Origin of the sequence: Bradyrhizobium sp. 197, assembly GCF_023073375.1 — a bacterium.
Classification (GTDB): domain Bacteria; phylum Pseudomonadota; class Alphaproteobacteria; order Rhizobiales; family Xanthobacteraceae; genus Bradyrhizobium.
Window position 1 is genome coordinate 88,031 of the sequence record NZ_JADPJJ010000175.1, and the last position, 11,963, is coordinate 99,993.

General features: G+C 63.3%; 6 protein-coding genes and 2 pseudogenes. 5 read left to right on the forward strand and 3 right to left on the reverse strand.

Annotated features, from left to right (window positions below):
* Positions 1 to 28: 28 nt before the first annotated feature.
* Together IVB27_RS38485 and IVB27_RS38490 are read left to right on the forward strand one after the other, a co-directional pair.
* Positions 29 to 316, forward strand: a complete 288-nt coding sequence (locus tag IVB27_RS38485) for a hypothetical protein (RefSeq protein ID WP_247349873.1) — start codon at positions 29 to 31, stop codon at positions 314 to 316.
* Between the two features lie 176 nt (positions 317 to 492).
* Positions 493 to 1,263 (forward strand): annotated as a pseudogene (locus IVB27_RS38490) (SDR family NAD(P)-dependent oxidoreductase).
* A gap of 265 nt (positions 1,264 to 1,528) precedes the next feature.
* On the opposite strand, the gene IVB27_RS38495 reads toward IVB27_RS38490, so the two are convergent.
* Genes IVB27_RS38495 through IVB27_RS38505 form a run of 3 tightly spaced genes read right to left on the reverse strand, consistent with a single transcriptional unit; the run spans position 1,529 to position 7,213 of the window.
* The gene (locus tag IVB27_RS38495) at positions 1,529 to 4,900 is read right to left on the reverse strand and encodes an error-prone DNA polymerase (protein WP_247447798.1); all 3,372 of its coding nucleotides are present in this window, start codon (positions 4,898 to 4,900) and stop codon (positions 1,529 to 1,531) included.
* Complete coding sequence (locus tag IVB27_RS38500) at positions 4,897 to 6,489, reverse strand: Y-family DNA polymerase (RefSeq protein WP_247447799.1); 1,593 nt, start codon at positions 6,487 to 6,489, stop codon at positions 4,897 to 4,899. The genes IVB27_RS38495 and IVB27_RS38500 overlap by 4 nt, the downstream gene beginning before the upstream one ends.
* Positions 6,386 to 7,213 (reverse strand): ImuA family protein, encoded by an 828-nt coding sequence (locus IVB27_RS38505; RefSeq protein ID WP_247447800.1) that lies wholly within the window; start codon positions 7,211 to 7,213, stop codon positions 6,386 to 6,388. The genes IVB27_RS38500 and IVB27_RS38505 overlap by 104 nt, the downstream gene beginning before the upstream one ends.
* A gap of 232 nt (positions 7,214 to 7,445) precedes the next feature.
* Between IVB27_RS38505 and IVB27_RS38510 the strand changes: the two genes are divergently transcribed.
* The 3 genes and pseudogenes from IVB27_RS38510 (at position 7,446) to IVB27_RS38520 (ending at position 11,848) form a co-directional block, all read left to right on the forward strand.
* Entirely contained in the window at positions 7,446 to 8,681 is a 1,236-nt protein-coding gene (locus tag IVB27_RS38510; protein ID WP_247447801.1) for a putative DNA modification/repair radical SAM protein, read from the forward strand.
* Positions 8,681 to 10,123 carry a UdgX family uracil-DNA binding protein gene (locus tag IVB27_RS38515; RefSeq protein WP_247447802.1) on the forward strand — a complete coding sequence of 481 codons (1,443 nt, stop codon included), beginning with the start codon at positions 8,681 to 8,683 and terminating at the stop codon, positions 10,121 to 10,123. Before IVB27_RS38510 ends, IVB27_RS38515 begins: the two co-directional genes overlap by 1 nt.
* 96 nt (positions 10,124 to 10,219) lie before the next feature.
* A pseudogene (locus IVB27_RS38520) lies at positions 10,220 to 11,848 on the forward strand (inorganic phosphate transporter).
* Positions 11,849 to 11,963: the final 115 nt, after the last annotated feature.

Here is an 11,963-nt window from a genome sequence, read left to right on the forward strand (position 1 = left end):
ACTTCTCACTATCCCGGAAGGAAATGCAATGGCCGCCATCGATCCCCTCACCGCAGGAGCCGTGTTCATCGCAACGGCCGCCACCGACGCGGTCTATGTCATGTTCACCTCGGCCGTGATCGCGCGCAAGCGCGTGCCCGCGGCGAACTGGAGCGCGGTCTGGTACATGCTCTCCTCCTACGCCGTGATCAGCTACACCGAAAACGCTTTCTATGTGGCTTTCGCGGCGATCGGCTCCTGGGCCGGCGCCTACGTTTCGCTGACATACCTGCACCGGCCGCCCGGCGGCCCGCCGGTGGGGGCGGCACCGGAGTGAGGGCCCGCCTCTCTCCAATTCGTCATTGCGAGGAGCCCTTGCGACGAAGCAATCCAGACTGTTTCCGCGGATGCATTTCTGGATTGCTTCGCTGCGCTCGCAATGACGAATTGGAGAGTTCAGCATATCCTCCGAAACAGCTACAATACCCTGCATCAACAAGAAGGAGCCAAACAATGGATCTCGGTCTCAAAGGCAAGAACGCCGTCGTCCTCGGCGGCACCCGCGGCATCGGGCGGGCGATTGCGGCGACGCTGGCCGGTGAAGGCAGCAATGTCGCGGTGTGTGCACGCAACGCCGATCAGGTTGCCGCCACCGTTAAGGAGTTGAAGGCCAGCGATATCCGCGCGACCGGGGGCCCCGTCGACGTCACTGACGGCGCGGCACTGAAATCCTGGATTGAGAATGCTGCAAAGGAGCTTGGCGGCATCGACATGCTGTTCTCTAACGCGGGGGCGATGGCGCAAGGCCATGATGCCGCATCGTGGGAGCAGAATTTTCGGCTCGACCTGCTCGGCGCCGTGCATGCGTTCGATGCCGCGCGGCCGTTCCTCGAGGCCAGCGGCGACAAAGGCGGCGACGCCGCCTTCGTCATCATCTCCTCGATCTCGGCGGCGCAGGCCGATCTCGCCAGCTCCTACGGACCGATCAAGGCGGCACTGATCCACATGGCCAAGGGGCTGGCGCGGCAGTAGGCGAAGAAGAAGATCCGCGTCAACGTGGTCTCACCCGGCACGGTCTATTTCAAGGGCGGCGTCTGGAATACGATCGAGCAGAACATGCCAAAACGCTACGAGGATGCGCTGAGCCGCAATCCAACCGGCCGGATGGCGACGCCGCAGGAAATCGCGAACGCGGCGGTGTTTCTGGCAAGCCCGGTCTCGTCGTTCACCACGGGCTCCAATCTGGTCGTGGATGGCGCGATCTCGAACCGGGTGAATTTTTAGGAGCACACTGTCATCGCCCGCCTTGTGCGCTGTTGCGCACTGGGGCGGGCGATCCAGTATCCGGAGACGGCGGTGATTGAACCGAGAAGCCGCGGCGTACTGGATACCCGCCTTCGCGGGTATGACCGATAGTGTGGCGGACGATCGATCAACAAATTCGTCATTGCGAGCGCAGCGAAGCAATCCAGAGGCTTGCCGCGGTGACAGTCTGGATTGCTTCGCTGCGCTCGCAATGACGGTGGGGCGGCATTTTAACGCCATCACCTCAATGAAAATCCCGGGACGGCGGCAGGATGCGGACGTTACGGGGGTGGCGGATTTTTTGCGCGGGCGCATCCGCATGGGCGCGGGGATCGTCGTTGAGCGGCTCGATCAGGGCGGCGCCTGCCGGCACCGGGTGCTTGCGGCTCAGGACGTCGTTGGCGAGGCCGACCAGATCGTGCGAACGGTCGATCATGCGCTGGGCGATGAGGTGCGTCACCTTTTCGGGGCTGCTCTGGATGTAGCCCTCGACCAGGATGAGGCGCGCACCCATCACCTCTTTGCGGTACTGCTCCATGATCTTGGGCCATACCACGACATTGGCGATGCCGGTTTCGTCCTCCAGCGTCATGAACACGACCCCGCTGGCGCTCCCCGGCCGCTGCCGTACCAGGACGACGCCGGCACAGCGCACGCGGCGCCGCTCGTTCTCATGATTGATGTCCTTGCAGGCGACGATGCGCTCGCGCGTAAACATCTCGCGCAAGAATTCCATCGGATGGCCTTTGAGTGAAAGGCGAATGGTCTGGTAGTCCGCGACCACCTGTTCGGCGCGCGGCATCACCGGCAACGGCTTGGCGTGCTCGTCCGGCTGCTCGCGTGCGGTGGCCGCTTCGAACAGCGGCAGCGGCACATCGTCGGGCAGGCGCCGCACCTGCCACAGCGCCTCGCGGCGGTCGAGCCCGAGCGAGCGGAACGCGTCGGCATCGGCAAGCAGGATCAGCGCGCGCTTGGGCAGTCCGGTGTCGCGGGCGAAATCTTCCAGCGAGGTAAAGGGCCGGCGGTTGCGGGCGGCGACGATGCGGTCGGCCCAGTCTTCCTGGCTGACGTATTCCTTGCCCTGCCGCTCTGCCTGTTGTTTTTTGAGTGCGTCCTCATCCGGATCGAGCCAGTGAAAGCCGTCGATCTGGCGGAAACCGAGACGGACAGCACAATACTTGCCCTCTGTATTTTCCAGCGTGTTTTGTGCGGAACTATGAGACACGTCGATGTCGCGCACCTCGACGCCGTTCTTGCGGGCGTCGCTGACGATCTGCGCCGGGGCGTAAAAGCCCATCGGCTGCGAGTTCAGGAGACCGCAGCAGAATGCATCGGGATGATGAAGCTTCAGCCATGAAGAGACGTAGACAAGCTGCGCAAAGCTCGCCGCGTGACTTTCCGGGAAACCATAGGAGCCAAACCCCTTGATCTGCTCGAAGCAGTTTTTTGCAAATTGCGGATCGTAACCTCTGCGTATCATGTTGCCGATCATTTTCTCTTCGAAATTTCCGATGGTACCAACGTTGCGAAACGTCGCCATGGCACGACGCAATCCGTTCGCCTCTTCCGGGGTAAATTCTGCGGCCACGATCGCAATTCGCATGGCCTGCTCCTGGAAAAGAGGAACACCAAGCGTCTTGTACAGAACGTCTCGAAGCTCATCTTTATTGCCACCCTTAGGGTAGGGATATTCGATATCCTCGGGCCGCATTTTCCGCCGCCGCAGATACGGATGCACCATGTCGCCCTGGATCGGTCCCGGCCGCACGATCGCGACTTCGATGACGAGATCGTAGAAGGTCTGTGGCTTCAGGCGTGGCAGCATGTTCATCTGTGCGCGGCTTTCGACCTGGAACACGCCGAGCGATTCTCCGAGGCACAGCATGTCGTAGACTTTGCGGTCGTCCTGCGGGACGCTCGCCAGAACCCAGCGCTCACCCTTGTGCTGGTCGATCAGATCAAAACACTTGCGGATGCAGGTCAACATGCCCAGCGCGAGCACGTCGACCTTCATCATGTTGAGCGCATCGACGTCGTCCTTGTCCCATTCGATGAAGGTGCGATCGTCCATCACGGCGTTACCGATCGGCACATAGGTGTCGAGCCGGTCTTGCGTGAGCACATAGCCGCCGACATGCTGAGACAGATGACGTGGAAATTCGATCAGCTCGGTCGCGAGCTCGACCGCGAGGTTGATCATGGAGTTTTGCGGATCGAGGCCGGCCTGCCTGACCTGCATGTCGTTGAGGCCCTTGCCCCAGCTGCCCCAGACGGTGTCGGCGAGTGCGGCGGTGACGTCCTCGGTCAGGCCCAGCGCCTTGCCGACGTCGCGGATGGCGCTGCGGGGGCGATAGTGAATGACGGTGGCGATGATCGCGGCGCGGTGGCGGCCGTAACGGCGATAGACATATTGCATCACCTCCTCGCGCCGCGAATGCTCGAAATCGACGTCGATATCGGGCGGCTCCAGCCGCTCCTTGGAGATGAAGCGCTCGAACAGCAGATCGACCTTGGTCGGGTCGACCGAGGTGATGCCGAGCACGTAGCAGACCGCCGAATTCGCCGCCGATCCCCGCCCCTGGCACAAAATGTTCTGGCTGCGCGCGTAATGCACGATGTCGTGGACGGTGAGGAAGTAATGCGCGTATTTCAGCTCGGCGATCAGCGCGAGCTCTTTCTTCAGGGTGGCGCGCAGCTTGTCGTCGATCTCACCATCGAAATATTTGTCGACACCCGCCCAGGTCATATCCTCCAGATGCCCTTGCGCGGACTTCCCCGGCGGCACCGGCTCGTCCGGATACTGGTATTTGAGCTGGTCGAGCGAGAAGGTGATCTTGTCCGCAAAGCGCATGGTCTCCGCGATAACCTCAGGGAAATCGCGGAACAGCCGCGCCATCTCCCTGGGTGTCTTCAGAAACCGCTCTGCATTGGCTTCCAGCCTCCGGCCGATCGCCTCGATCGTGGTTTTTTCCCGGATGCAGGTCAGCACGTCCTGGAGAGGACGGCGGCCGGCATCGTGATAGAGCACCTCGTTGGTCGCAAGCAGCGGCACTTTTGCTTTTGCGGCGAGATCATCGAGCTGCGCGAGGCGGCGCCGGTCGTCGCCGCGATAGATCAGGCTCGCCGCCAGCCACACGCCCCCGGCGCGGCTCGCCTTCAGCTTGGCGAGAATGTCCTGCGCTTGCGCCGCATCGAAGCGATGCGGCAGCGTCAGGATCAGGAGCTGACCTTCGGAAAACGCAAGCAGATCGGCGAAGGTGAGATGGCACTCGCCCTTCTCGATCCGCGTGATGTCGTCGCCGCGCTTGCCCCGGGTGAGAAGCTGGCACAGCCGGCCATAGGCGGCGCGGTCGCGCGGATAGACCAGAATATCGGGCGTACCGTCGATAAAGACGATGCGCGTGCCGATCAGCAGCTTTGGCTTGTGCAGCACCTTGTCATTGTCGAGTTCCTTGTAGGCGCGCACCACACCGGCCAGCGTGTTGTGATCGGCGATGCCGATCACGGGAATGCCGAGGATACTGGCCTGATGCACATAGGCGCGCGGATCCGAGCCGCCGCGCAGGAAGGAGAAATTCGTGGTGATGCCGATCTCGGCATAAGCTGGTGTATTCATGCGAAGAGACCGTGCACATACCAACCGGGAGGAGCGGGCTTGCCGTCGTCATCGAAGCACTCCCCTTCGTAAAGACCGTCGCGAAAGATCCAGAAGCGCAGGCCCTCGGCATCCTCGATACGGAAATAGTCCCGCGTCAGTTGCTTGCCGTCCTGCCGCCACCATTCCATGGCGATGCGTTCGGGCCCTTCGACCCGCACCACCGCATGCTGCGCGCGGCGCCAGGTGAATTGATGCGGCGGGCCGTCGGGCACGGTCGCGAACGGAACCACGACCGGCTCGGGCTTGTCGAACAGCCGCAAGGGACGCAGCGGCGGCTCACTCTCGGTGCGCGCTGGCCATTCGGCCTGCATGGCCACGGCGAGATGGTGCTGCGCGGGTGCGGCCAGCACCGCACATTCGGGGATATGGGTGTCCTGCGGCAGGTGCACGACGACGCGCTTTCCGCCGATGCGCGCGGCGATGCGGTCGATCAGCGCGGCAAGCTCGTCATTGTCGTGGACATGGGCATCGAGATCGCGCTGCTCCTGCACCACGATCTCGGTGCGGCTCGCCGACAGCCGCACCATGTCGAAGCCGAAGCCGGGATCGAGGGGATCGGCCAACGCATCGAGGCGCTCGCGGAACAGCCGGTCGACGACGGCGCTTCGCGTCACGGGACGTCCGGTCTCGACCATGATCGCGCGCACCGCGCCGTCGGTGCGGAAGAAGGCTGCTTCCAGGCGGCGCGCGCCCTTGCCTTGCTTCTCCATCGCCGCGATTAGCGTGTCGGCGAGTCGCGACAGCGTCATCGCGATCATGGTGTCGGTGGCGATCGGCTCGGCAAAGCGTTTTTCCACGATGTAATCGGGCGGCGGCTTTCGCGGGCTGATCGGCGCATCGCCCTGCCCCAGCGCATGCGCGAGCAGCGTGGAGAACCGCGCACCGAACCGCGCCGTGATTTCATGTGGCTCGCGGGAAGCGACATCGCCGATCGTCTTCAGGCCGGCGCGACGCAAGCCCGTGGTGATGGCCTCGCCCGCACCAAGCGCGGACACCGGAAACCGGCTGATCGCCGCCGCCTCCCTGCCATCGGCGACGATGGTGCCCGTGACCTGGCGCGTCAGCGTGCGTGCGCAAACCGAGGTGCCGGCGATCGCCGCGCTGACGGCAAAGCCCTGGCGATCGAGGGCACGGACGAGGGTCTGCAACAACGCAGTCTCACCGCCGAACAGATGCGCACAGCCGGTGATGTCCAGAAACAGCCCGTGCGGCGGATCGAGCGCCACCAGCGGCGTGAAACGATCGCACCAGTCGGCGATGTCGCTGAGCGTCTTCGCATCGGTCACGACATCGGCGTCGAACACCTTTAAATCCGGACACATCGCCCGGGCATTGGCCAGGGGCTGGCCGATATACAGACCGAGGCGCTCGGCGGCCTCGTCCAGCGCATGGATCACCAGCGCGCTGTTGTCCTTGGCAACGACGATGCTGGGCTCGTTATTCTTATGCAGTCCGGCGTTGCCAAAGAACCGCTGGATCCGGTCGATGGGCAGGCGCGGCAGCCACAGGCTGAGGATACGCCGGCGGTTCAGAGAACTGGCACTCATCACATTTCCATTCCATGATCCAACGGCCGCACGGGCCATGACGATTGCGCAGGAGCTCGGCATCGAAGCGCGGCGCGCCCCAGGCACTCCACACCGACCCCGGCGGCGAATGCGCCGCGCGCAGCATCCATCGTGTCTCCGCGGTCGATGGCAAAGGTTGCGCGGCCATCCGCAGCAACAGGCCAGTCACGCCTGAAGATTGCGCGGCCAGCGTCAGCTTGCGGCTCGCCACGAGATCGAACTGCCTGGTTTCGCCCCAGAGCTCGAGCACGACCGCACCCAGCGCATCGCAGGCGAGCGCATCGGCCGAGGTGCGCAGCGCGCTCTCCACATCGGCGGCGCGCACCATCACCATGCGGCGCGGATCGAGACCGATCTCGGCGAGCCCGCTCATCGACAGCGCGCCGGTTTCAATGTCTGAAAAATCCTGCCGCACCCATAGCAGCGGTTTGCGCGCCGTCACGCGCCCCGCAAGTCCCGTGACAAAGCCCGTCGCGGCCGCGCCCTGACGTCCTTCGCAAAACACCTCGTGGATCGCCGCGCGCGCGAGCCCGCCCTTCAACGCGCCGTCGGCCGCGCCGTGACCAAGCGCGACGCGATCGCGCTGATGCACGACCTCCGCCGTCTCGATGCGCTCGATCTGGCCGCGCAAGGTCGCAAGCGCGCTTGTTCGTGCGGTGGCGCATGATCCGCCAAAGTGTGAGCGGTTTGGCGACAAGATCATGCGCCCTCTTAAAAAGAAGAGCGCGATCGGACGCAAAACCGGCGACCACTTTTGCTGATCGCGCTCTGCATGCTCGCCGCTCCTTCAGGGATGATTGCCGGTGCTCTCAAAAGAGAACCAACGGCTGGCTCAATTGTTCATGGTATGTTCTAATATAAAGCTAACGGCGCCCCAGGAGTCAATCGAATTGGGACTCTTCGGGATTCATGAGTAGAATCAAAGGGATTCACACATGGACGTGCAACGCAAACTGGAGATTCTGGCAGACGCCGCCAAGTACGACGCGTCCTGCGCCTCCAGCGGCACCGAAAGGCGGGATTCCAGCGACGGCAAGGGCATGGGCTCGACCGCGCCCGGCATGGGCATCTGCCATTCCTATGCCCCGGACGGCCGCTGCATCTCGCTGCTCAAGGTGCTGCTGACCAACGCTTGCAATTACGATTGCCTCTATTGCGTCAACCGCGCCTCCTCCAACGTGCCGCGCGCCCGCTTCACCGTCGACGAGGTGGTCAAGCTGACGCTCGACTTCTACCGGCGCAATTACATTGAGGGGCTGTTTCTCTCCTCCGGCATCATCCGCAGCCCCGACTACACCATGGAGCAAGTGGTGAGCGTCGCGCGAAAACTGCGCGAGGAGCATCACTTCCGCGGCTACATCCATCTCAAGACAATCCCGGAGGCCGACGATGCATTGATCTCCGAGGCCGGCAAATATGCCGATCGTCTTTCCATCAACATCGAGATGCCGGAAGAGGCGAGCCTGCAGCAATTCGCGCCCGAGAAAGACGTGCGCGCGATCCGCCGCACCATGGGCCGGCTGCGGCTGAAGCTGGACGAGGCCGAGGAAAACCGTAGCGCGAAAACGAAAGCCAGGCCGCAGCGCTTCGCGCCGGCAGGCCAAAGCACGCAGATGATCGTCGGCGCCGACGCGGCCTCCGACCACACCATTCTCCACACCAGCGCCAATCTCTACGGCTCATACAGGCTGAGGCGCATCTACTATTCCGCGTTCAGCCCGATCCCCGACGCCAGCCGCGCGCTGCCTCTGCGCGCGCCGCCCTTGCTGCGCGAGCACCGACTCTACCAGGCCGACTGGCTGATGCGGTTCTACGGCTTCCATGTCGGCGAGATCGTCGACGACAGCGCGATGCTGCCGCTCGACATCGATCCAAAACTCGCCTGGGCGCTGCGCCACCGCGACCGCTTCCCGCTCGACGTCAACCGCGCCAGCCGCGAGGAATTGTTGCGCGTGCCGGGCTTCGGCACCAAGACGGTCGAGCGCATCATCGCGACGCGGCGCACGACCACCATCCGCGTCTCCGATCTCGCACGGCTGCATGTGCCCCGCAACAAGGCGCTGCCGTTCATCGTCCTCAGCGATCACCGGCCCACGCCGCATCGCCTCGACGAGGCACGGCTGATCGAACGGTTCAAGCCGAAGGCAACGCAACTGGGGTTTGGCTTCTGATGAAGTACATCACTCTCAATACCGAAACCGATTTCGACGGCTGGCGCAAAGCCGCACGTGCGCTCGTGCTTCATCAGGTGAAGCCGGCCGATATCACCTGGGCCGTGCAGGGCGGCGAAGCGGAGCTGTTCGCGCCGCCCTCGCCGTCTCGGCTGCCGGAGGCCGGCAATGGCACCTTCAACGTCCCAGCAAAATTCGTAGAACTCGCCAAGGCCGCGATCCTCCATCACGACGGCGAGCGTTTTTCGATCCTCTATCGCCTGCTGTTTCGGGTGAAGGGCAATCACGACCTCATCGAGGTCGCGACCGATGCAGATGTCGCGCAAGTCACGGCCATGGCAAAGGCGGTCTATCGCGACGAGCACAAGATGCACGCCTTCGTGCGCTTTCGTGAGATCGGCCGGGAACGCGAAGCACACTACGTCGCCTGGTTCGAGCCGGAGCATCATATCGTCGAGCTCGCCGCGCCGTTCTTCGCCAAACGTTTTGCCGACATGCCATGGTCGATCCTGACGCCGGATCTCTGCGCACATTGGGACGGCCACGCGCTCTCGTTCACGTCTGGCGTCAGCAAGAGCGAGGCGCCGGGCGAAGATCGGCTGGAGGAAACCTGGCGGCGTTACTACGCCAGCATCTTCAATCCGGCCCGCCTCAAGGTGAAGGCGATGCAGGCCGAGATGCCGAAGAAATACTGGAGGAACCTGCCCGAGGCTTCGATCATTAAGCCTCTGATCGAGGACGCCGAACGCATGATCGGCGCCATGATCGCCAATGCCGCAACCGATCCACACAAGCCTCAGAAGCGACCGGAGGCTCCGATGAAACGTAAGTCCGCCACCGACGATCTCGAAGCGCTCCGCGAGGAGGCTGCGCATTGCCGCGCCTGCCCGCTCTACAAGGACGCGACGCAGACCGTATTCGGCGAAGGCCCGAAGTCCGCCAATATCGTGCTGGTCGGCGAGCAACCCGGCGACAAGGAAGATCTCGCCGGCCATCCCTTCGTTGGTCCGGCCGGCCAGATGCTGGACCGGGCACTGGCGGAAGCCGGCGTCGACCGCAAGAAGGTCTATGTCACCAACGCGGTGAAACACTTCAAATTCGTGCCGCGCGGCAAAATCCGCCTGCATCAGAAGCCGAATACGCCGGAGATAAAGGCCTGCCGGCAGTGGTATGAGCGGGAAGTCTCCGTAATCCAGCCCGATCTCATCGTCGCGATGGGCGCCACTGCCGCGCAGAGCGTGTTCGGCAAGATCACCCCGATCGGCAAGACCCGCGGCCGGCTGATCGACCTTCCCGACGGTCACAAGGCGCTGGTGACAGTGCACCCGTCCTATCTGCTGCGGTTGCCCGATCCGGAAGCCAAGGTGCTGGAATATCAGCGCTTTGTCGAAGATCTCAAAATCGCCGCCAGTCTGCAGAAGAAAGCGGCGCGCGCCGCCTAAATACAGGCGGGAAAACGGCTTTCAAGCCCTGGTTGTCATCCAGCCTTCAAATCCATCGGGGACAATAGCCCTTACAGAGCTAAGGGGCGTCCAGACATGACCGATGTTGCATTCGACCACGCGGTAGCCGATCCCGCGCCGATCCAGCCGGCCTCGCGGCCAAATCTCGACAAGGGCTTCAATCCGCTGACGATGATCCTGTTCTTCGGCATTCTTGCCGTGGGCCTGCTCTATGTGGCCTACAGCATTTATTCCGATGTCGATGCGACCGGTACCCGGGTCACGAGCTATCTGCCCTATATCCTCCTTATCGTTGCGCTCCTGATCGCGCTCGGCTTCGAATTCGTCAACGGTTTCCACGACACCGCCAACGCGGTTGCGACCGTGATCTACACCCACTCGCTGCCGGCGGAATTCGCAGTGATGTGGTCCGGCCTGTTCAACTTCCTCGGCGTGCTGACGTCGACCGGAGCTGTCGCGTTCGGCATCGTCTCGTTGCTGCCGGTGGAGCTGATCCTGCAGGTCGGCTCGAGCGCCGGTTTCGCGATGGTGTTCGCGCTGCTGATCGCCGCGATCCTTTGGAACCTCGGCACCTGGTATTTCGGCCTGCCGGCCTCCTCCTCGCACACGCTGATCGGGTCGATCATCGGCGTCGGCGTGGCGAACGCGCTGATGCGCGGCCGCGACGGCACCTCGGGCGTGGACTGGGGCAAGGCCACGTAGATCGGCTATGCGCTCCTGCTGTCGCCGCTGGTCGGCTTCGTCTGCGCCGCAAGCCTGCTGCTACTGCTCAAGATGATCATCAAGAACCCGGCGCTCTATGCCGCCCCTGAGGGCAACAAAGCCCCGCCGATCTGGATTCGCGGCCTGCTGATCCTGACCTGCACCGGCGTCAGCTTCGCCCATGGTTCGAACGACGGACAGAAGGGCATGGGCCTGATCATGCTGATCCTGATCGGCACCGTGCCGACCGCCTATGCGCTCAACCGCGCATTGCCGGAGTCGCAGGTCGCCCAGTTCGCGAAGGTCTCGGATGCCGCCTCCAAGGTGGTTGCGGCCAAGGGCGCCGGTCATGCCATCATCGGCGACCCCCATCCTGTGGTGACGCAGTACGTCACCTCGCATCACATCAGCGAAGGCACCTACCCTTCGCTGTCAGTGCTGGTGAAGGATGTCGGCGATCAGGTTGCGAAATATGGCTCGCTGAACAAGGTGCCGGCGGAAGTCGTCGGCAACACCCGCAACGACATGTACCTGACTTCGGAAGCGATCCGCTTCCTGATGAAGGACAAGGAAAACGACCTCAACAAGGACGAGGTCGCGACCTTGAACGCCTACAAGGGCGGCCTCGACAGCGCGACCAAGTTCATCCCGACCTGGGTGAAGGTTGCAGTTGCGATCGCGCTCGGCCTCGGCACCATGATCGGCTGGAAGCGCATCGTCGTCACCGTCGGCGAGAAGATCGGCAAGACCCACCTGACCTACGCGCAGGGCGCCTCTGCCGAGCTGGTCGCCGCCGCCACGATCGGCGCCGCCGACATGTTCGGCCTGCCGGTATCGACGACCCACGTGCTGTCGTCCGGCGTCGCCGGCAGCATGGCCGCGAACGGGTCGGGTCTCCAGGTCGCCACCATCAGGAACATGCTGATGGCATGGGTGCTGACCCTGCCCGTCGCGATCCTGTTGTCGGGCACGCTGTACGTGATCTTCTCGCGGATCTTCTGAAGCTGATCACGTCACTCAATCGGGATAGGGGGACGCCTCGCGGCGTCGCCCCTCCCACACCACCGTACGTACGGGTCCGTATACGGCGGTTCGGTGGATTATGCGGGTCTCGGAG